This window comes from Pseudomonas sp. JV449 (assembly GCF_032424295.1).
Lineage (GTDB): Bacteria > Pseudomonadota > Gammaproteobacteria > Pseudomonadales > Pseudomonadaceae > Aquipseudomonas > Aquipseudomonas marginalis.
The window spans coordinates 42,849-62,153 of the sequence record NZ_VYKD01000032.1; the positions used below are offsets into that span (position 1 = coordinate 42,849).

Sequence of the window (19,305 nt, forward strand, 5' to 3'; positions counted from 1 at the left end):
GCTTCTCACCTATCAAGACGTACGAGGCGCAGGAAGTCAGTAAGGTTTTTTAAAAAGTTTTTGCGCAGGGGGTTTTAAGCGGGTGAGAGCAGGCCTCCCACCGGGTCATCAATAGATCAGGCTGAGGCCTGCCAGGTCCAAGCGTTGCACTTGGAGTTCCTGGGTGAGCGTTCCGAGGGCGCTGTCGAGCATGTCGAGACGGAAGACGCCGCTGACTTCGCGCTCGCCCAAATCGGAATGGGTCAACACCACCCGCCCCGGACGGTAGCGATTGAGCTGCTCAATAACCTTGGCCAGGGGCTGGCGATCAAAGATCAGCACGCCGCGTCGCCAACTGGTGGCACGGTCTACATCGAATTGATCCAGGGGCACCACCCCCTCCTGGGCGTTGTAGCTAGCAGCCTGGCCCTCCTGGAGCACCCGATCGCTCGGGCCTTTTTTCGGCGAAGCGTGCAAAGACACCTCGACGCTGTGCTGCAACACGCCCACCCAAGCACGGCGGTCGGCCTCGCGCTCCACCACAAACCGCGTGCCCAGCGCCCGCGTCTGCCCGCCGGCGCTCTGTACCACGAACGGACGGGTCTCCTGACCCACCATCGGCGCCACATCAAAAATCGCCGAGCCCTGGATCAGGCTGATACGCCGCTGCACGCCGTCGTAATCCAGGCGGATGGCACTGGCGGAATCCAGCTCCACCGTGCTGCCATCGGCCAAGTGCACGGTGCGTACCTCGCCCTTTTGGGTGACATAGTCGGCCTGCATGCGCAGCCAGGCGTCCGGCCCGCGCAGCCAGCCGACGCCGGCCACCATCACGACCAGCGCGACCGCCGCCGCACGCTGCCACGGCCTGCGCCGCAGGGAGCGACGCACAGGCAGCGCTGCGGTCGCGGGGCGCTGGCGGTGAACGGTCTCGTCCTTATGCACCTCGCCCAACGCCGCCCAGGTCTGTTCGGCAAAGCGCAGCGCCGCTTCGTGGCGGCTGTCGCAGGCGATCCACTGGCGCAGTTCGGCCTGCTCCTGGTCGGTCAGGGCACCGGCGTGCAGGCGCACCGCCCACTCGGCGGCCTCCTCGGTAATGCTGTGCTGTTGCGGACCCTGGCTATTCACGTGTGAATCTCGAATTTTTCGTTATATGACGCTGTGACGTCTGAGCTGAGGTTTTTCCGTAATTCATTCGTCGGCTGGCTCCACCTCGCCGTCCTGCAAGCGCTGCATCACATATGCCAGCGCCTTGGCCAGGTGCTTTTGCACGGAGCTGTCGGAGATATCCAAATGCCGGGCGACCTGGGCGTGGGTCATGCCCTCTATACGGTTCAGACGGAAGATCTGCTGGGTGCGTTCCGGCAATTCCGCCAACGCCTGCTTCAATGCCTGTCGCTGTTGCTGCGCCATTGCCTGAGCCTCCAACCCGGCCACTTCATCTTCAATCTCGGCCAGCGCCTCATGGGGCACGGAGTCTGTCTTGCGCCGCGCTTCCTGGCGAATATGGTCGATCAGCAGATTGCTCGCCGTTCGATAGAGATAGCCCTGGGAGTTGTCGATACGCTCGCCGGCGGGTTTTTCCGCCAGGCGCAGGAAGCTCTCCTGCACCAGGTCGGCCGCCAACTGCGGGTCCCGTACCTTGCGCGCCAGATACCCGCGCAGGGTATCGGCGTGCTTGAGAAACAGGCCTTTGAGATCCACGTCCGACAAACCGACTCCCTGGAATGTAAAGGAAACAGGCGGGCATCTTAAGCGTTGTCGAGAATGATTTTCAATTGATATCTAATCTGATTCGAACGCCGGACACGCCTGATTAACGGTTCGGTAATCGAACACATCTGCCGTCATCAATTGACCAAATTAACTAACCAGTACATTTTATCCCCACAACCAACAAGAACTGTGGAGATCCCCCGTATGCCGCCCATCGTGCTGGTGCTCAACGGCCCCAACCTCAACCTGCTCGGCACCCGCGAGCCTGCGACCTACGGCCACGAAACCCTGGCCGACGTCGCTGCCCTGTGCGGCCGCAGCGCCGAACAACTGGGGCTCAAAATCGAATTCCGCCAGACCAACCACGAAGGCGAACTGCTGGACTGGATCCACGGCGCCCGCGCCCGCTGCGCCGGTATCGTGATCAACCCGGCAGCCTGGACCCACACCTCGGTGGCGATTCGCGATGCCCTGGTGGCCAGTGAAGTGCCGGTGATCGAGGTGCACTTATCCAATGTGCATGCGCGCGAGGCGTTTCGGCATCACTCGTTTGTGTCGCCCATCGCCAAGGCGGTGCTCGCGGGCTTTGGCAGCCATGGCTACCACTTGGCCCTGGAACATTTCAGCCAGTTGTTGAAGGGGTCGGCCCGATGAAACCGCGCATCCTCGCCGGCCTGATCGGCGCCGGCATCCAGGCTTCCCGCACCCCTGCGCTGCATGAGCAGGAAGGCGACGCCCAAGGCTTGCGCTACCTGTATCGCCTGATTGACCTTGAGCCCCTGCACCTGGACATCAACGCCCTGCCCGACCTGCTGGAGGCTGCCGAGTTGATGCACTTCACCGGGTTGAACATTACTTACCCGTGCAAGCAGGCAATCCTGCCGTTGCTCGATGATTTGTCCGACGAGGCCCGAGGCATCGGCGCGGTCAACACCGTGGTGTTCAAGGACGGCAAGCGCATCGGCCATAACACCGACTGCCTGGGATTTGCCGAAGGCTTTCGCCGCAACCTCAACGATGTGCCGCGCCAACGCGTGGTGCAGATGGGCGCGGGCGGTGCCGGCGCAGCGGTGGCACATGCGCTATTGGCAGAAGGTGTGGAACACTTGAGTATTTTCGACGTGGACGCCAGCCGCGCCCGCGACCTTGTGGATAACCTCGCCCAGCGTTTCGGCGCCGGCCGCGCCCAGGTCGGCACCCACCTTGAAAACGCCATGGCCGAAGCCGATGGCTTGGTCAACACCACGCCCATGGGCATGGCCAAGCTGCCCGGCACACCGGTGCCCGCGGCCCTGCTGAGAGCCGAACTGTGGGTGGCTGAAATTGTGTACTTCCCGCTGGAAACCGAACTGCTGCGCGATGCCCGCGCCTTGGGCTGCCGCACCCTGGATGGCGGCAACATGGCGGTGTTCCAGGCGGTGAAGGCGTTTGAACTGTTCAGTGGCGAGGTGCCGGATGCGCAGCGGATGCTCGCGCACTTCAAGAGCATGAACAGCTGAAATGTGGGAGGGCAAGCGCCCTCCCCCATTGGGTCAGGCGGTGTACTCAGGCCTGCAGGTAGCGCAGCACCGATTCGCAAATCATCTCGCGATGCCGTTGTTTAACCGCCTCATCCGACAGGTCGATCTGAAAGATCTCACTGAACGTATGGCGGTTGGACACCCGGTAAAAGCTGAATGAGTTGATCAGCAGGTGCACGTCCAACGGTTCCAGCCCTTCGCGAAACAGCCCCATCTCGGCGCCCCGGCGCAACGTCACCCCTAGCCCCTCGAGGATTTTGCTGTTCATCGCCTTGATGGTTTCGGTGCGTTTCACGTACTCGGCATTGTGGATATTTTCGATGCTGACGATTCGCACGAAATCGACGTTCTGATCGTGGTGATCGAAGGTGAACTCCACCAGCCGCCGGATCGCCTCACGCGGTTCCAGGGCGGTGAGGTTCATCCGCGTTTCGGTGTTGCGAATATCGCCGTAGAGCTTCTCCAGCACCTCGACGTACAACTGCTCCTTGCTGCCGAAGTAGTAATAGATCATGCGTTTGGAGGTATGGATGCGCTCGGCGATGGCATCCACGCGAGCGCCGGACAGGCCCTGCTGAACAAACTCGACGATGGCTTCCTGGAGAATGTTCTCGCGGGTCTTTTCCGGGTTGTTCTTACGACTCTTGCGCGGTGCGTCTGACACCGCGGGGAGTTCGGGACTTGAGGTCATGGTGCGCTCACGGCCATTTTTATTGTGCAGGCCGCGATTATGGGCCGAGGCGTCTTACGAAGGAAGCACCTGGCCCACCGTTATAAACGCGCCTGGCGCACCGCGCCGCTGCGGGATTTGGCCATCGCCGCCAGGCGCACCGCTACGTTGGCCGCGCCGTAGCCGGCGTAACCGTTCTTGCGTTGGATGATCTCGAAGAAAAACCGTCCTTCGAAGGGCTCGGTGTACACATGAAACAACTCACCGCCCTGGGCGTCACGGTCGTACAACACGTTGTAGTACGCCAGTTCGCTGAGGAACTCATCATCGAAATCAAAGCGCGCGGCCAGGTCATCGTAGTAGTTGAGCGGAATATCCAGCAGCGGCACCCCGGCCTCCTTGGCACGGCGCACTTCGGCAAAAATATCCGCGCAGTCAAAGGCAATGTGATGCACACCCGAGCCGCGATAGCTCGACAGCGCGTGGGAAATCGCGGTGTTGCGGTTCTCGGAAATATTCAGCGGCAAGCGAATCGAGCTGCAACGGCTGCGCAGCGCACGGCTCTTCACCAGGCCGTAAGGGTCGGGCAGCACCACTTCGTCATCGGCTTCGAAATCCAGCAGGCTCTTGTAGAACAGCACCCAGCTGTCGAGGCTGTCGGCCGGCAAGGCCATGGCCATGTGGTCGATGCGCAGCAAACCACCGCCGGCAGCGCTGGACGCTTGCAGATTGAAGTCGGTGTCGTAGATCCCCCCCTCACTCTGATCCACCAGGTAAATCAGGCTACCGTCCGGCGCACGTACTGCCGCCAGCTCCAACTCGTTGGGCCCGACCAGGCCGCGATAGGGCTGGCCCTTGTAGGCCACCGCCCGTTCCAGGGCCTTGGCGCTGTCCTTGACCCGAATCGCCGTGGCGCACAACGACGGCCCATGGGCCTCGAAAAAGTTATGCGCGAAGGAATAGGGTTCGCAGTTGAGGATCAGGTTGATGTCGCCCTGGCGCAGCAGGCTCACGCTCTTGGAGCGGTGCTGGCCGGCCTTGACGAAACCCAGGCGTTCCAGCCAATGGGTGAGCTTGGCGCCGAGGTTTTCATCCACGGCGAACTCAAGGAACTCAATACCGTCGTATTCGCTGGCCGCCGGGGTATCAAACAGAATCTCGACAGGTTGCGCGGGGGCCTCCTGTTGCAGGCGCTCGCGGGTTTTCTCTTCCAGGTACAGCAGGGAGCGCAGGCCATCCGCCGCATTCGCGCGGGTTGGGGCGGCGCGAAAGCCATCGTTGAAAATTTCCAGGGACAACGGCCCGGTGTAGCCGCTCTTGATGATCGGCGCGAGGAACCCCGCCAAGTCGAATTCACCCTGGCCGGGGAAGCAGCGAAAATGCCGGCTCCACTCCAGCACATCCATGGCCAGGATCGGCGCGTCGGCCATTTGCACAAAGAAGATCTTGTCGCCGGGGATCTGCGCGATGGCACTCGGGTCGCCCTTGAGCGACAGCGTGTGGAAGCTGTCGAGCAACACCCCAAGGCTCGGGTGATCGACCTGGCGCACCAGGTTCCACACCTGCTGCCAGGTGTTCACATGCTTGCCCCAGGCCAACGCTTCATAACCAATGCGCAGGCCGCGACGGCCGGCGTGTTCGGCCAACAGGCCGAGGTCGTCGAGCAGGATGCGTTCATCCCCGACGCAATCGGCCGAAGCGTTACTGCACACCAGCACCAGGTCGGTGCCCAGTTCCTGCATCAGGTCGAACTTGCGCTCGGCGCGCTCCAGGTTGCGCGCCAAGCGATCGCGGCGGCAGCCTTCAAAGTCGCGAAACGGCTGGAACAAGGTGATGGCAATGCCGAGGTCGGCGCACATCTGCCTAACTTCCCGAGGGCTGCCGTCGTAATACAACAGGTCGTTCTCGAAGATCTCAACCCCATCGAACCCGGCGGCGGCAATGGCTTCGAGCTTCTCCGGCAGGGTACCGCTCAAAGACACGGTGGCGATGGAACGTTGCATGGGTGACTCCCGGCAATTGTTGTTTATGGCAAATTATTCGCCCCCAGACTACCCGCAGCAATTAAAATGTACGAACCGGTTAGTTTTTGGTGCGATTATCGAACACTAAGCCTCTTTGGCGAATTGACGATTTTTTAGCCACTGCGCACCATCAATCACGCAGCGACACCCAAAAGAAGACCCACAACACCTCATAAAAATTTCAAAAAACGGGTACAACCACATGCCTTCGCAAAATTCCGCCCTGGCCGCGCGCCCGGGCACCCCGCACGCCGGCATCGGCGACAAGATCCGCGGCGCCATGGCCGTGGGTAAAACCCGCTGGGGCATGCTGGCCCTGGTGTTCTTTGCCACCACCCTCAACTACATCGACCGCGCCGCCCTGGGCGTGATGCAACCGATCCTGGCCAAGGAAATGAGCTGGACGGCGATGGACTACGCCAACATCAACTTCTGGTTCCAGGTCGGCTACGCCATCGGCTTTGTGCTGCAAGGCCGGCTGATCGACCGCGTGGGCGTCAAGCGCGTGTTCTTCTGCGCCGTACTGTTGTGGAGCCTGGCCACTGGCGCCCATGGCTTGGCCACTTCGGCGGTCGGTTTTATGGTCTGCCGCTTTATCCTCGGGCTGACCGAAGCCGCCAACTACCCGGCCTGCGTGAAGACCACCCGCCTGTGGTTCCCCGCCGGTGAGCGTGCGGTGGCCACCGGTATCTTCAACGCCGGTACCAACGTCGGCGCGATGATGACGCCGATGCTGCTGCCGTTGATCCTGCACGTGTGGGGCTGGCAGGCGGCGTTCCTGTGCATGGCGTCGCTGGGCGCGATCTGGCTGGTGTTCTGGGGCTTGAAGTACTACAACCCGGAAGACCACCCGAGCGTTAAACAATCCGAACTGGACTACGTGCAACGGGAAGTCGAACCGGAACAACCCGGCGTACCGTTCAGCCGCATCCTGCGCATGCGCGGCACCTGGGCCTTTGCCATCGCTTATGCACTCACCGCACCGGTGTTCTGGTTCTACCTGTATTGGCTGCCGCCGTTCCTGAACCAGCAATACAACCTGGGCATCAACGTGACCCAGATGGGTATCCCGCTGATCATCATCTATCTGACCGCCGACTTCGGCAGTGTGGGCGGGGGGATTCTGTCTTCGTTCCTGATCGGTCGGGGGATGAACTCGATCAAGGCGCGGTTGCTGTCAATGCTGCTGTTTGCCTGCTGCATCGTCGGCGTGATCATGGCGGCCGGTTCCAGCCAGCTGTGGGTCGCGGTGTTTGCCATTTCCCTGGCCATCGGTGCGCACCAGGCGTGGACCGCCAACATCTGGAGCCTGGTGATGGACTACACGCCCAAGCACATGATGAGCACGGTGTTCGGTTTCGGCGGCATGTGTGCAGCCATCGGCGGCATGTTCATGACCCAGATCGTCGGTCACATCCTCACCGTCACCAACAACAACTACACCGTGTTGTTCACCCTGATCCCGGCGATGTACTTCATTGCGCTGACCTGGATGTACTTCATGGCACCGCGCAAGATTCCGACCGTAGACGCCTGATCACCTGCGCCGCTGCTGCCAGGCAGCGGCCAGACCGCTCATGCAGATCACCCCGATGCCGACCACCGTGGTCACATCGGGGGTATGGTTGAACACCAGCCAGCCCAACAACCCCGCGAAGACGATCTGGCAATAGCCGAACGGCGCCAGCAAGGCCGGTGCCGCGAAGCGAAACGCCTGGGTCAGCATCAAGTGCGCGGTCATCCCACAGGTGCCCAGCGCCAGCATCAACACGCCATGCCACAGCGTGGGAACCTGCCAGAAGAACGGCACCATCGCACTCATCACCAAGGTATTGCACAGCCCGGCGAAGAAGTTGCTGGTGGTGGGCGTGTCGTATTGGCTGAGGATGCGCGTGAGCAGTTGGTAGAAGCAGAAGAACAGCGCCGAACACAGCGGCAGCAACACCGCCGGCGTAAACAACTCACCGCCTGGGTGAATGATCACCAGCACGCCGACGAAACCGCAGATCACCGCCAGCCATTGGCCGCGTGTCACGTGTTCGCCAAGCAGCGGCACCGACAGTGCCGTCACCAGGATCGGCGCGAGGAAGTTCACCGCCGTGGCTTCCGCCAACGGGATGTAATGCAACGCCGTGGTGAAAAACAGGCTGGTGCCCAACAGGCACAAGGCCCGCACCACCTGCATCCCCGGGCGTTTACTGCGCAGCACGCGCAGCCCTGATTGCGGCAGGAAAATCCCGGCCATCAGCAAGGTGTGCACCACGTAGCGCACCCACACCACCATCACGATCGGGTAAAACCCGGCCAGGTATTTGGACAAGGCATCGTGGCTGGAGAACAGGAATGTCGCCAACACGATCAGCAAAATGCCTTTGAAAGGATGGTTGACGCCGGAAAGGGGGGTGCTGACAGTCATGGAATTCTCTTGCGTGGCGAGCGGAACGCTGAGCACTGAACGAAACAGCGCTCAACCCGGTAATCTAGCAGCCGGGCTGGAGCCTGCCCCAAGAGCATAACCAAACACCGGGCGAACAGCGCACTAAATCACTGGATTCGAGTCCAACGCAGCACCTTAGCCTGCGCATTGCATACTTTTTAACCAAGGCCTTGCCGCGATGAAAAAAATTCTTTTTGTTCTTTCTGCCCTTGCCCTGCTGACCGCCTGCAACCAGGCGTCCACGCCAGCGCCCAAACCTGCGCCGCCTTCCGTGCAGGCCACCCTGGTACCCGAAACCCCGCCCACGGATAAATGGGTCGGCAAATGGATCGGCGTCGAAGGCCTGCACCTGACCATCGTCAAGGACGACAGCGTCGGCCGTGGCCATTACCTCCTGACCATGCAATACGGCCTCGACGCCGACGACTCGGGCACCTTCAAGGGTGAAGCGGCCGAAGACGGCATCGCCTTCACCCGTCCGGACGGCCCGCAACTCCTACGCGCCGGCGACGGAGAAGCGACCGGGCTGAAATGGCTGGCGGACAAAAAAGACTGCCTGATCGTCGCCACCGGCGAAGGCTATTGCCGTTAATACCGACCATACTCAATCACGGTTAGCACACAGAGGATTGCCCCATGCTATGGAAAAAAGGCCGACGCAGCGACAACGTGGTGGATGCCCGCGATGACAGTGGCGGCGGCGGTGGCGGGATGCGCTTTGGCGGCGGCAAGGGCCTGAGCCTGACCGCGATTGTGCTGATCGTCGGCATCGGCTGGCTGACCGGCCAGGACCCGATGCAGATCCTCGGCCAGTTGACCGGCCAGATGGAACAGGCGCCCTCGGTGAGTACGCAGTCACGCCAGGCGCCGCCGGCCAACGATGAGCAGGCCGACTTCGTACGCGCGGTGCTGGGCGATACCGAAGACACCTGGGGCCAGGTGTTCCAGGAAAACGGCCTGGTCTACAAAAACCCGAAACTGATCCTGTTCCGTGGCCGGGTCAATTCCGCCTGTGGTGGCGCCACCTCGGCCAGCGGCCCGTTCTATTGCCCGGCGGATCAGCAGGTTTATCTGGACCTGGATTTCTTCCGGGAAATGTCCCAACGCTTCCAGGCGGCCGGCGATTTCGCCCAGGCCTATGTGATCGCCCACGAAGTCGGGCACCACGTACAAACGTTGCTGGGCATTTCGTCGAAGATCCAGGCCGCACGCCAGCAAGGCCGGCAGATGCAAGGCGACGGTGGCCTGCTGGTGCGCCAGGAGCTGCAAGCCGACTGCTTCGCCGGTGTGTGGGCCAACCGTGCGCAAAAGCGCCTGAACTGGCTGGAACCGGGCGATATTGAAGAAGCACTGAACGCCGCCAACGCCATCGGCGATGACCGTTTGCAGCAACAGGGCCAGGGGCGCGTGGTGCCGGACTCGTTTACCCACGGCACCTCGGCACAGCGGGTGCGCTGGTTCAAGACCGGCTTCGCCCAGGGCCAGATCACTCAATGCGACACGTTCGCTGCCAAGAGCCTATAAATGAATCAACGATTGGGACTGCTGTTGGGCCTGTTGCTCATCTCATCATCCGCCTGGGCCGCCGAGCATGGCGTCAAGGTGGTCAGCCCCGAGCGTTTTCATCTGGAGGCCGGCGATCTCAGCCTCGGCCTGAGCCAGGACTGGCGCCAGCCACTGCCCGACGTCACCCGCGCGTTGATCATCGTGCACGGGCGCCTGCGTAATGCGCAGACCTACCTGCAAAGCGGAATGGATGCCGCCGAACACGCCGGCGTCGCCGCCAACACCCTGGTAATCGCGCCGCAGTTTCTGAACGGGTCCGACATGCAGCGCAACCACCTGGACAACCAAGTGCTGCGCTGGAAAGGCAATGACTGGATGGCCGGCGACGCCTCGACCGGCCCGGGCCAGATCAGCTCTTTCGGCGCCCTCGACCAGATCATCAAGCACCTGGGCAACCGCACGCTGTTCCCGGCGCTGAAGGAAATCGTGGTCGCCGGCCATTCCGGCGGCGGCCAGGTGGTGCAGCGCTTCGCCCTCACTGGCCACGCGCACCCGACCCTGCAAACCGAGGGCATCCGCCTGCGTTATGTGGTGGCCAACCCCTCGTCCTATGCCTACTTCAGCCCACAGCGGCCGGTGAAGTTCGAGACCGCCAGTTGCCCAAGCTTCAACGCCTGGAAGTACGGCATGCAGCACCTGCCGGCCTACGCCAACGGCCAAAGCGCCGAGCAGCTGGAACAGGCCTACGTATCACGCACCATCACTTACCTGCTGGGCCAACAGGACACCGACCCAAACCACCCGGCACTGGATAAAAGCTGCGAAGCCGAGACCCAGGGCGCGTATCGGCTGATTCGCGGGCACAACTACTTTGACTACCTCAAGCAGCGCCATCCGCAGTTGCGCCAGACGCTGGTGGAAGTGCCGGGGGTGGGGCATGACGGGGATGGGATGTTTACGTCGCCCGAGGGCCAGAAGGTACTGTTTTCCCAGCATTAACTGAAGAAACCGCACCTCCCACATTTGATCTCTATTGCCTGGCCTAAATCATCCGGCGCAGTACCGCGCAATCTGCAGCATGCCAATCCGCCAGCTCCGGCCACGGGTTCTCCGGCAGGTTGACCAACACCGTCCGCGCCCCTGCCGCCCGGCCGCAGTCCAGGTCAAAACGGTAATCGCCGACCATCACCATCTCGCTCGGCGATACATCCCACGCCGCCGCCAATTTCAACAACCCACCCGGATCGGGCTTGGGCGGCGCATCGTCGCGCCCCAGCACATCGTCCACGGCAAAGCAGTCCGCCAGGCCAATCGCCTCCAGGGTGATATGCGCCAACTCCCGCGCATTGCGGGTCAAAATGCCCAGGCGATAACCGCGCCCGGCCAGCTCGCGCACCAGTTCCACCGCACCGTCCGCCGCGACGGAGCCCAGCGCCAGCTCGCGCTCATGTTCCAGCAACCAGGCGTGCTTGGCCGCTGCGATGTCCGCCGGTAATGCGGCAAGGTGAGTGAGGATGTCGTCCTCGGGGGGAATGTCCAGGGCCACGCGAATCGCCGCAAAGTCATGCACCGCCACCGTCAGGGTGCCGTCCATGTCGAACACCCAGTGCTTAACGTCCGTCAGGCTCATGCCCAATCCTTGCGATGGCGGATCAAACCTTCCTGGGTCACCGACGCCACCAGTTGCCCGGCGCGGTTGTACACGCTGCCGCGGGAGAACCCACGGGAATTGCCGGCCCATGGGCTGTCCATGGCGTACAGCAACCAGTCATCGGCACGCAGGTCGGCGTGGAACCACAACGCGTGGTCGAGGCTGGCGACCTGCATGTCTTTCTGCCAAACAGTCTTGCCGTGGGGCAGCAACGAGGTGGTCAGCAGGCCGAAGTCGGAGGCGTAGGCCAGCAGGTATTTGTGCAGCGCCGGCGTATCCGCCAGGGCACCATCGGCGCGAAACCACACGTATTTGACCGGGTCGGACGGCTGCGGGTTGAACGGGTCTTTTTCGGTGACCGGGCGCACTTCGATGGGCTTGGGGCACAGCAGCTTGTCGCGCATATGCTCGGGGATCAGGTGCGCGCGCTGCTGGGTCAGCTCCAGCTCCGACGGCAGGTTTTCCGGGCCGACCACCACGGGCATGGTGGTCTGGTGCTCGAAGCCGGCCTCGTCGTACTGGAACGAAGCGCTGCAGGTGAAGATCGGGTGGCCCTTCTGGATCGCCGTCACGCGGCGGGTGCTGAAACTGCCGCCATCGCGTACACGGTCCACCGAGTACACCACCGGCAACTTCGCATCGCCGGGGCGCAGGAAATAGCCATGCAGGGAATGCACATGCCGCGCTTCTTCGACGGTCTGGCTGGCGGCCGACAGCGACTGGCCGAGCACCTGGCCACCGAACAGTTGGCGAAAACCCAGGTCCTGGCTGCGGCCGCGAAAGAGGTTTTCCTCGATCGGCTCCAGGGTCAGCAAGTCCACCAGATCTTCCAATACTTGGCTCATAGAGCAACTCCTACAACAATCGATAGGGCATTCCGGGCTGCTTATCCGTGCAGCGTGTCCAACCATTGGGCGCGGGTGATGCGGTACAAAACGTGGGGGCGCAGCGGGTCATCGGCTGCGACCTTGGGGTGTGCAAAATCTGCCTGGGGATCGTAATGCATACCGATGGCCTGCATGACTTTTTGTGATGGCAGATTGGCTTGAGTGGTGAAGGCGACGATTTCGTCCAACTGCAAACGGTCGAAACCACAGCGCAGCGCGGTCCAGGCCGCCTCACTGGCATAACCCAGGCCCCAATGCTCACGGGCCAGGCGCCAGCCGATTTCCACTGCGGGGGTAAAGCCCGCTTCGAAACTGACGTTCTGCAACCCGGTCAGGCCGATGAACTCACCCGTGTCCTTGCGTTGCAGGGCCCACAGGCCAAAACCGTATTCGGCGAAGTGGCCGCGAATCCGGCCGATCAGGGCGGCGCTTTCCAGGTGGCTCAATCTGGCCGGGAAATAGCGCATCACCTGCGGGTCGGCACACATGCGCGCGAATTCCGTCAGGTCTGCATCGCGCCACTGGCGCATGACCAGGCGCGCGCTTTCCAATTGCAATATCTCCTCCATGGGTCCCCTCCCCTTGCCATGTGCGTGAGTGTACAGCGCTGTTAAGATCCTTCGCAGATCCCCGTCAGAAAATCCCATGCCTTTGCCATTGATCTACCACGATGACTACAGCCCTGAGTTCCCGGCAGACCACCGGTTCCCCATGGACAAGTTCCGCCTGCTGCGTGACCACCTGGTGGCCAGCGGCCTGACCGAGGACAGCCAATTGCTGCGCCCATCGTTGTGCCCACCGGAGATTCTGGCCCTCGCCCATGAACCTGGGTATATCGAACGCTACATGAGCGGCGAGTTGTCCCGCGAAGACCAACGGCGCCTTGGCCTGCCCTGGAGCGAAGCCCTGGCCCGGCGCACCGTGCGCGCGGTCGGCGGCTCGATCCTGGCGGCGGAGCAGGCGCTGGAACATGGCCTGGCCTGCCACCTGGCGGGCGGTACCCACCACGCCCACTACGACTACCCGGCGGGCTTTTGCATCTTCAATGACCTGGCGGTGATCAGCCATTACCTGCTGGCCAGCGGCCGGGTCAACCGCGTGCTGATCTTCGACTGCGACGTGCACCAGGGCGACGGCACCGCGCGCATCCTCCACGACATGCCGGATGCAATCACCGTGTCCCTGCACTGCGAAAAGAACTTCCCTGCGCGCAAAGCCCAGAGCGATTGGGACATCCCGCTGCCCATGGGCATGGGCGATGCCGACTACCTCACGGTGGTGGACGACGCCCTCAACTACCTGCTGCCGCTCTACCAGCCGGACCTGGTGCTCTACGACGCCGGCGTCGATGTGCACAAGGATGACGCCCTCGGTTACCTCAAGCTGACAGACGCAGGCGTGGCCGCCCGCGATGAAAGCGTGATGCGCCATTGCCTGGGCCGCGACATCCCGGTGATGGGCGTGATCGGTGGCGGCTACAGCAAGGATCGCCCGGCCCTGGCCCGCCGCCACGGGATCCTGCACCACAGCGCGCAGCGGGTGTGGACGTCATCAGGGTGTCATTGAAGTGTGGGCGTTACCCACAATGCCTGTGGAACGGCCTGTGGATAACTTGAGCGTAAGCGTCTGAAAGCCTGCATCCGTATAGCCTGTAGGAAGCTGTACGTTTTTTGATCAGGCAGCGCCGCGCGCCTCGGGTAGAATGCTCGGCCTATTTCCGCGATCGTAGCCCTGCCCATGCCCGATATTTCCTCTCGACACGTCACCATCATCGGCGGTGGCCCTGCCGGGCTGATGGCCGCCGAAGTCTTGAGCCTGGCCGGGGTGCGAGTAGACCTGTACGACGGCATGCCCTCGGTGGGGCGCAAATTCCTGCTGGCGGGCGTGGGCGGCATGAACATCACCCACTCCGAAGCGTACCCCGCGTTCCTGTCGCGCTACGCCGAGCGTGCCGCGAATATGGCGCCGATGCTGCGCGGGTTTGGGGCCGAGGCGTTGTGCGAGTGGATTCATGGTCTGGGTATTCAAACCTTTGTCGGCACCTCCGGTCGTGTATTTCCTACCGATATGAAAGCCGCCCCGCTATTACGTGCCTGGCTCAAACGCCTGCGCGACCAGGGTGTGGTTATCCACACCCGGCACCGTTGGGTGGGCTGGAATGCCGAGGGTGATTTACTTATCCACAGCCCGGACGGCGAAAAAGTTGTTCACAGCGATGCTGTGCTGTTGGCCTTGGGCGGCGGCAGTTGGTCGCGCCTGGGTTCCGACGGCGCCTGGCTCAAGCTGCTGGAGGATAAAGGCGTGCCTTACGTGGCACTGCAACCCAGCAATTGCGGCTTCGAGGTGTCGGCCTGGAGTGAATTGATGGTCAGCAAATTCGCCGGCGCACCGTTGAAAAACGTCGCCATTGGCCTGGGGGATGACAAGCCGCGACTCGGCGAATGCGTGATCACCGCCACCGGTATCGAGGGCAGTTTGATCTACGCGCTGTCGGCGCCGATTCGTGAGGCGATCAACCGTAATGGCTCGGCGACGGTGCATATCGATTTGCTGCCGAGCAAGCCATTGGACAAGGTCCAGGCCGCCTTGACCAAGCCGCGTGGCTCACGCTCGATGAGCAAGCATTTGCACAGTCAATTGGGCCTCGATGGGGTCAAGGCGGCGCTGCTGCGCGAGTTGGCACCCGCCGAACACTTCAACGACCCGGCGCAGTTGGCGGGGGCTATCAAGGCGTTGCCGCTGACAGTAGTGAAGACACGGCCGATGGATGAAGCCATCAGCACCGCAGGCGGTGTGCCCTTTGAGGCGTTGGATGAGCGGCTGATGCTCAAGCAATTGCCGGGGGTGTTTTGTGCGGGGGAGATGCTGGACTGGGAAGCGCCGACCGGGGGGTATTTGCTGACGGGGTGTTTTGCCAGTGGCAGAGCGGCTGGGCGGGGGATGTTGGAGTGGCTCAACCGCTGAGATCTGCGGTGGATTCAAAGCCGCCATCGGGGGCAAGCCCCCACAGTTTGATTTGTGAATACATTCAAAATGTGGGAGGGGCTTGCCCCCGATGAGGCCATCAGCCACCCCGCAAAATCACTTCTTCTTACGCGGCCCGGTATTAAACACCGGCACCTTACGCACCGGCTTGATCGAAGGCTCCGACGGCGCCACTTCACCACTGTCCACCCACTTGCCGAGGTTGCGTTTACCACCGCCACCACCGGACGCCTTGGGCTTCTTCGGTTTTTTCGGCTTCTTCACCACCTGACCGCTGGCATCGGTATCCGGCACGCGGTGTTCCGGCTCGAAATCCTGTTCCATCTTGCGGGTCAAGGTCTGGCGGGTCAGCATCTCGATGGCCGACAGCATGTTGACTTCATCGGCGCACACCAGGGAAATCGCCTCACCGGTGTTACCCGCGCGACCGGTCCGGCCGATGCGGTGGATGTAGTCCTCCGCCACGATCGGCAGGTCGAAGTTGACCACCAGCGGCAGGTCTTCGATATCCAGGCCACGGGCCGCTACATCGGTGGCGACCAGGATCTGCACTTCGCTCGATTTGAAACGGTCCAGCGCGCGCTGGCGCGTGGCTTGCGGCTTGTCGCCATGGATGCCATCGGCGTTGATGCCCAGGCCCTGCAACTTATCCACCAGCGCATCCACGCCGTTACGGGTCTTGGCAAACACCAGCACCTGCTTCCAGCGGCCTTTGCGCATCAGGTGCACAAACAGCTCCGCCTTGCGCTTCTTGTCCACCGGCACTACCCATTGCTTGACGGTGTTGGCGGCGACGTTACGCGGGCTGACTTCGATGGTCAGCGGGTCGTTGAGCATCTGCCCGGCCAGCAGGCGAATGTCATCGGAGAAGGTCGCGGAGAACAGTAACGTCTGGCGCTTTTTCGGCAGCATGCGGTAGATGTTCGCCAGTTCTTCGGAGAAGCCCAGGTCGAGCATGCGGTCGGCTTCGTCCAGCACCAGGGTTTGCAGCTGGTTGAGTTTCAGCGCGTTCTGGCGGAACAGGTCGATCAGGCGGCCCGGCGTGGCGACCAGTATGTCGACGCCCTTGCGCAGCTTCATCATCTGCGGGTTGATGCTCACTCCGCCGTACACCGCGTAGGTGGTGAGCGGCAGGTGCTGGGCGTATTCGGCAACGCTGGCGTGAACCTGCTCGGCCAGCTCACGGGTCGGGCACAGGATCAGCGCGCGCGCCGAGTTGGCGGCGACTTTCGGCCCTTCCATGGTCAGCAGTTGCAGCAGCGGCACGGCGAAACCGGCGGTCTTGCCGGTGCCGGTCTGGGCCGCGGCCATCAGGTCGCGACCGGCGAGCACCGCCGGAATGGCTTGCGCCTGCACCGGCGTCGGGGTCTGGTAGCCGAGCGTCTCAAGGGCGCGCAGCAAGGGTTCGATCAGGCCAAGTGTGGCGAAAGTCATGTAGTTACCGTAGGAAAAATTCAGCGCAAGGGCGTAATGCGCGGCAGTTTACCTTATTTCCGGCTTGGGCTTTCGCCACTGGGGCAGGCTGATCAACAGCACGGCGCTGATAATCACCAGCATGGCCAGGGCCTCTTCCAGACCGATGGTCTCGCCGATGAACACAATCCCCAGCAACACTGCGACGGCGGGGTTGACGTAGGCATAGCTGGTCGCGGCTGCCGGGCGTACGTGCTTGAGCAGGTACATATAGGCGTTGAAGGCGATGATCGAGCCGAACACGGCCAGGTAAGCCAGGGCCAGCCAGCCTTCCAGCGGCGGCATGGCTTGCAGGCGCTCACCGGTCAGCGCGCTGGCGATCAACAGTGTCACCCCGGCCACCAGCATTTCTGCGGCACTGGCCATAGCGCCCGGCGGCAACGGCAGGCGCCGACTCCACACCGAACCAAACGCCCACGACGCTGCTGCAAACAACAACAAAGCAGCGCCCATGGGGCTCGATTGCAATGTGCTGCCCATGTTGAGCATGGCGATACCGATCATGCCCAGGATCACCCCGGCCCATTCCAGCCGGGTATTGCGCGCGCCCCAGAAATACCCACACAGCAAGGTGAACAACGGCACGGTCGCCACCGCCAGCGCCGCCACGCCGGACGACACCCCAGTGTGCTCGGCCACACTCACCGCGCCATTGCCGAAGGTCAGCAGCAAAATACCGATCTTGGCAGCGGCCTTCCACTGCTCCCAGGTCGGCGCCGGCGCCCCACGCCAACGCAAAAAGCCATACATCGCCGCACCCGCCAGCAAAAAGCGAATGCCGCCCAGCATCAGCGGTGGCCAGTATTCAACGCCGATGCGAATCACCAGGTAGGTGGAACCCCAAATCACATACAGTGCAAAAAAGGCGGCGATCAACGGTAAGGGAAAGCGACGTGTGCCAGGCATTGGGCGGCTCGAAGGCAGAGATAAGAGAGGCTTATTCTAAAAAGGCAGGTTGTTAAACATAAGTTACAAAACCTGTTTAAACCGCCCATACACTTTTCAAAACATGGTTATGAGGGCTATAAACCATGCTTTCGAAAGCCACGCGCAACTGGAGCCTTCCGATGGACAAATACGACCGCATGCTCCTCAGCGCCCTGCTCGAAGACGGCCGCGCCTCCTACGCGCAACTGGCCCGCACGGTAAACCTCTCCGCCCCCGCCGTGGCCGAACGCGTGGCCAAGCTGGAAGCCAGCGGGGTGATCACCGGGTACCAGGCCAAGGTGGATTTTTCGAAAGTGGGCTTGCCGATTCAGTGCGTGATCGAACTGCGGCTGACCAACCACGGCAACCAGAAGGTCTATGACGCACTGGCCGAAATCCCGGAGTTGACCGAATGCCACCGGGTAACGGGCGATCCGTGCGTGATCATGCAAGCGGCGGTGGGCTCGATGCCTGAGCTGGAGAACCTGATCAATCGAATAGCGAAGTTCGGTTTCAGCAAGACCTCGATCATTTTGTCGAGCGCGATCGAGCGGCGGGTGCCGTTGGGGCAGTTGGAGGTCAATGGCAAAACGGTTGCCTGATCTACCGCCATCGGGGCATGGGTATCTACACAACCTTCCAGACCCTGACAAATCTCCCTGTGGCGAGCGGGCTTGTCCCGCGTTGGGCTGCGAAGCAGCCCCAAAACCAGCCTCTACAGAGTGTCTGATACACCGCGTTCTTCTCTACTGGGGCTGCTACGCAGCCCGACGCGGGACAAGCCCGCTCACCACAACAGCTCTATCTGCCGGGCGTTGAGCGTTGAGCCAAAGTTGTTTAGATACCTATGTCCATCGGGAGCAAGCCCCCTCCCACATTTTTTTGAACGACGTTGTTCTATCAGAACCCGCGATGTTTCTTCAGATGCTCATTGATCTTCGCCGCCGGCACTTTCTGCAGGGTGCACAGCAGGTCGTGGGACAGTTCGCGCAAGCCATGGGTACGCCGCAGTTCCTGGGCCAGGTGTGCCGTGAGGTTCGCGGCCATTTCCGCATCCGCCAGCGCGCGGTGGGCCTGGCCGGTGTGGGGCAGTTTCGCGTAGGCGTTGAGGGTGCCGAGCTTGTGGTTGGGCGCAGCCGGCATCAGGCGGCGGGCCAGCAGCAGGGAGCAGGCGAATTTTTGCAGGCGGGTGCGGCGGATCAAGCCCAGTTCGAAATCCCAGAACTTCTGGTCGAACGCGGCGTTGTGCGCCATCAGCGGCGTGGTGCCGACGAATTCGTTGACTTCGTTCATCACCCGCTCGGCCGGCGGGGCGCTGCGCAGCATGGCGTTGCTGATGCCGGTGAGTTGCTCGATAAAACCGGGCACGCGCACACCGGCGTTCATCAGGCTCTGGTAGCGGTCCACGATCTGGCCGCGCTCGAGGATAACCACCGCGATTTCCGTGGCCCGGCAGTGGCTGCTCGGGGTGATGCCGGTGGTTTCAAAGTCGATGACCGCTATACGTTCCAAACCTGTTCCAACTCCGTC

The 19,305-nt window shown here is 62.1% G+C and carries 20 protein-coding genes; 9 read left to right on the forward strand and 11 right to left on the reverse strand.

The window, feature by feature from the left end:
* Window positions 1–108: 108 nt before the first annotated feature.
* Both F6S08_RS27880 and F6S08_RS27885 read right to left on the reverse strand, forming a co-directional pair.
* On the reverse strand, window positions 109–1,107 hold the full coding sequence (locus F6S08_RS27880; protein ID WP_315872644.1) for a FecR family protein: 999 nt from the start codon (window positions 1,105–1,107) through the stop codon (window positions 109–111).
* A gap of 63 nt (window positions 1,108–1,170) precedes the next feature.
* Window positions 1,171–1,692: an RNA polymerase sigma factor gene (locus tag F6S08_RS27885; protein WP_065925006.1), complete on the reverse strand. Its 522-nt coding sequence runs from the start codon at window positions 1,690–1,692 to the stop codon at window positions 1,171–1,173.
* Window positions 1,693–1,899: 207 nt separating this feature from the next.
* On the opposite strand from F6S08_RS27885, the gene aroQ reads away from it, so the two are divergent.
* Together aroQ and F6S08_RS27895 are read left to right on the forward strand one after the other, a co-directional pair.
* On the forward strand, window positions 1,900–2,349 hold the full coding sequence (aroQ, locus tag F6S08_RS27890) for a type II 3-dehydroquinate dehydratase (protein ID WP_010206717.1): 450 nt from the start codon (window positions 1,900–1,902) through the stop codon (window positions 2,347–2,349).
* A complete protein-coding gene (locus F6S08_RS27895) occupies window positions 2,346–3,194 on the forward strand; it encodes a shikimate dehydrogenase (protein ID WP_065925005.1) in 849 nt (282 codons plus the stop codon). Before aroQ ends, F6S08_RS27895 begins: the two co-directional genes overlap by 4 nt.
* 46 nt (window positions 3,195–3,240) lie before the next feature.
* Here F6S08_RS27895 and F6S08_RS27900 read toward each other — a convergent pair whose 3' ends face one another.
* The gene (locus F6S08_RS27900) at window positions 3,241–3,906 is read right to left on the reverse strand and encodes a TetR/AcrR family transcriptional regulator (protein ID WP_027605289.1); all 666 of its coding nucleotides are present in this window, start codon (window positions 3,904–3,906) and stop codon (window positions 3,241–3,243) included.
* 80 nt (window positions 3,907–3,986) lie between these two features.
* Window positions 3,987–5,888, reverse strand: coding sequence for a 3-dehydroshikimate dehydratase QuiC (gene quiC / locus F6S08_RS27905; protein ID WP_027605288.1), 1,902 nt, complete (start codon window positions 5,886–5,888; stop codon window positions 3,987–3,989).
* Window positions 5,889–6,111: 223 nt separating this feature from the next.
* Between quiC and F6S08_RS27910 the strand changes: the two genes are divergently transcribed.
* Entirely contained in the window at window positions 6,112–7,446 is a 1,335-nt protein-coding gene (locus tag F6S08_RS27910) for an MFS transporter (RefSeq protein ID WP_065925004.1), read from the forward strand.
* Here the strand turns inward: F6S08_RS27910 and F6S08_RS27915 are convergent, their stop codons facing one another.
* Window positions 7,447–8,325: a DMT family transporter gene (locus F6S08_RS27915; protein WP_065925003.1), complete on the reverse strand. Its 879-nt coding sequence runs from the start codon at window positions 8,323–8,325 to the stop codon at window positions 7,447–7,449.
* Between the two features lie 199 nt (window positions 8,326–8,524).
* On the opposite strand from F6S08_RS27915, the gene F6S08_RS27920 reads away from it, so the two are divergent.
* Genes F6S08_RS27920 through F6S08_RS27930 form a run of 3 tightly spaced genes read left to right on the forward strand, consistent with a single transcriptional unit; the run spans window position 8,525 to window position 10,851 of the window.
* Entirely contained in the window at window positions 8,525–8,938 is a 414-nt protein-coding gene (locus F6S08_RS27920; RefSeq protein WP_065925002.1) for a membrane lipoprotein lipid attachment site-containing protein, read from the forward strand.
* A 44-nt stretch (window positions 8,939–8,982) separates the two neighbouring features.
* On the forward strand, window positions 8,983–9,870 hold the full coding sequence (locus F6S08_RS27925; protein ID WP_065946562.1) for a neutral zinc metallopeptidase: 888 nt from the start codon (window positions 8,983–8,985) through the stop codon (window positions 9,868–9,870).
* Window positions 9,871–10,851: a hypothetical protein gene (locus F6S08_RS27930; protein ID WP_074847721.1), complete on the forward strand. Its 981-nt coding sequence runs from the start codon at window positions 9,871–9,873 to the stop codon at window positions 10,849–10,851.
* A 43-nt stretch (window positions 10,852–10,894) separates the two neighbouring features.
* Here F6S08_RS27930 and F6S08_RS27935 read toward each other — a convergent pair whose 3' ends face one another.
* The 3 genes from F6S08_RS27935 to F6S08_RS27945 are packed head-to-tail and all read right to left on the reverse strand — an operon-like array spanning window position 10,895 to window position 12,959.
* Window positions 10,895–11,482, reverse strand: coding sequence for an HAD family hydrolase (locus tag F6S08_RS27935; protein ID WP_065924999.1), 588 nt, complete (start codon window positions 11,480–11,482; stop codon window positions 10,895–10,897).
* Window positions 11,479–12,348, reverse strand: a complete 870-nt coding sequence (tesB, locus tag F6S08_RS27940) for an acyl-CoA thioesterase II (RefSeq protein ID WP_027605282.1) — start codon at window positions 12,346–12,348, stop codon at window positions 11,479–11,481. The genes F6S08_RS27935 and tesB overlap by 4 nt, the downstream gene beginning before the upstream one ends.
* 41 nt (window positions 12,349–12,389) lie before the next feature.
* On the reverse strand, window positions 12,390–12,959 hold the full coding sequence (locus F6S08_RS27945) for a GNAT family N-acetyltransferase (RefSeq protein WP_065924998.1): 570 nt from the start codon (window positions 12,957–12,959) through the stop codon (window positions 12,390–12,392).
* 76 nt (window positions 12,960–13,035) lie between these two features.
* Between F6S08_RS27945 and F6S08_RS27950 the strand changes: the two genes are divergently transcribed.
* Together F6S08_RS27950 and F6S08_RS27955 are read left to right on the forward strand one after the other, a co-directional pair.
* Window positions 13,036–13,956, forward strand: coding sequence for a histone deacetylase (locus F6S08_RS27950; RefSeq protein ID WP_065924997.1), 921 nt, complete (start codon window positions 13,036–13,038; stop codon window positions 13,954–13,956).
* A gap of 171 nt (window positions 13,957–14,127) precedes the next feature.
* On the forward strand, window positions 14,128–15,354 hold the full coding sequence (locus F6S08_RS27955) for a TIGR03862 family flavoprotein (protein WP_074847722.1): 1,227 nt from the start codon (window positions 14,128–14,130) through the stop codon (window positions 15,352–15,354).
* A 117-nt stretch (window positions 15,355–15,471) separates the two neighbouring features.
* Here F6S08_RS27955 and F6S08_RS27960 read toward each other — a convergent pair whose 3' ends face one another.
* Complete coding sequence (locus F6S08_RS27960; protein WP_065924995.1) at window positions 15,472–16,809, reverse strand: DEAD/DEAH box helicase; 1,338 nt, start codon at window positions 16,807–16,809, stop codon at window positions 15,472–15,474.
* A gap of 48 nt (window positions 16,810–16,857) precedes the next feature.
* On the reverse strand, window positions 16,858–17,754 hold the full coding sequence (gene yedA, locus F6S08_RS27965; RefSeq protein WP_065924994.1) for a drug/metabolite exporter YedA: 897 nt from the start codon (window positions 17,752–17,754) through the stop codon (window positions 16,858–16,860).
* Window positions 17,755–17,915: 161 nt separating this feature from the next.
* On the opposite strand from yedA, the gene F6S08_RS27970 reads away from it, so the two are divergent.
* Entirely contained in the window at window positions 17,916–18,377 is a 462-nt protein-coding gene (locus tag F6S08_RS27970) for an Lrp/AsnC family transcriptional regulator (RefSeq protein ID WP_315872645.1), read from the forward strand.
* Window positions 18,378–18,675: 298 nt separating this feature from the next.
* Here F6S08_RS27970 and F6S08_RS27975 read toward each other — a convergent pair whose 3' ends face one another.
* Window positions 18,676–19,287 carry a PolC-type DNA polymerase III gene (locus F6S08_RS27975; RefSeq protein ID WP_065924992.1) on the reverse strand — a complete coding sequence of 204 codons (612 nt, stop codon included), beginning with the start codon at window positions 19,285–19,287 and terminating at the stop codon, window positions 18,676–18,678.
* Window positions 19,288–19,305 lie beyond the last annotated feature (18 nt).

Coding starts and splice junctions, on each gene's coding strand:
- aroQ (WP_010206717.1), top strand. CDS start 1,900: ATGCCGCCCATCGTGCTGGTGCTCAACGGCCCCAACCTCAACCTGCTC.
- F6S08_RS27895 (WP_065925005.1), top strand. CDS start 2,346: ATGAAACCGCGCATCCTCGCCGGCCTGATCGGCGCCGGCATCCAGGCT.
- F6S08_RS27900 (WP_027605289.1), bottom strand. CDS start 3,906: ATGACCTCAAGTCCCGAACTCCCCGCGGTGTCAGACGCACCGCGCAAG.
- quiC (WP_027605288.1), bottom strand. CDS start 5,888: ATGCAACGTTCCATCGCCACCGTGTCTTTGAGCGGTACCCTGCCGGAG.
- F6S08_RS27910 (WP_065925004.1), top strand. CDS start 6,112: ATGCCTTCGCAAAATTCCGCCCTGGCCGCGCGCCCGGGCACCCCGCAC.
- F6S08_RS27915 (WP_065925003.1), bottom strand. CDS start 8,325: ATGACTGTCAGCACCCCCCTTTCCGGCGTCAACCATCCTTTCAAAGGC.
- F6S08_RS27920 (WP_065925002.1), top strand. CDS start 8,525: ATGAAAAAAATTCTTTTTGTTCTTTCTGCCCTTGCCCTGCTGACCGCC.
- F6S08_RS27925 (WP_065946562.1), top strand. CDS start 8,983: ATGCTATGGAAAAAAGGCCGACGCAGCGACAACGTGGTGGATGCCCGC.
- F6S08_RS27930 (WP_074847721.1), top strand. CDS start 9,871: ATGAATCAACGATTGGGACTGCTGTTGGGCCTGTTGCTCATCTCATCA.
- F6S08_RS27935 (WP_065924999.1), bottom strand. CDS start 11,482: ATGAGCCTGACGGACGTTAAGCACTGGGTGTTCGACATGGACGGCACC.
- tesB (WP_027605282.1), bottom strand. CDS start 12,348: ATGAGCCAAGTATTGGAAGATCTGGTGGACTTGCTGACCCTGGAGCCG.
- F6S08_RS27945 (WP_065924998.1), bottom strand. CDS start 12,959: ATGGAGGAGATATTGCAATTGGAAAGCGCGCGCCTGGTCATGCGCCAG.
- F6S08_RS27950 (WP_065924997.1), top strand. CDS start 13,036: ATGCCTTTGCCATTGATCTACCACGATGACTACAGCCCTGAGTTCCCG.
- F6S08_RS27955 (WP_074847722.1), top strand. CDS start 14,128: ATGCCCGATATTTCCTCTCGACACGTCACCATCATCGGCGGTGGCCCT.
- F6S08_RS27960 (WP_065924995.1), bottom strand. CDS start 16,809: ATGACTTTCGCCACACTTGGCCTGATCGAACCCTTGCTGCGCGCCCTT.
- yedA (WP_065924994.1), bottom strand. CDS start 17,754: ATGCCTGGCACACGTCGCTTTCCCTTACCGTTGATCGCCGCCTTTTTT.
- F6S08_RS27970 (WP_315872645.1), top strand. CDS start 17,916: ATGGACAAATACGACCGCATGCTCCTCAGCGCCCTGCTCGAAGACGGC.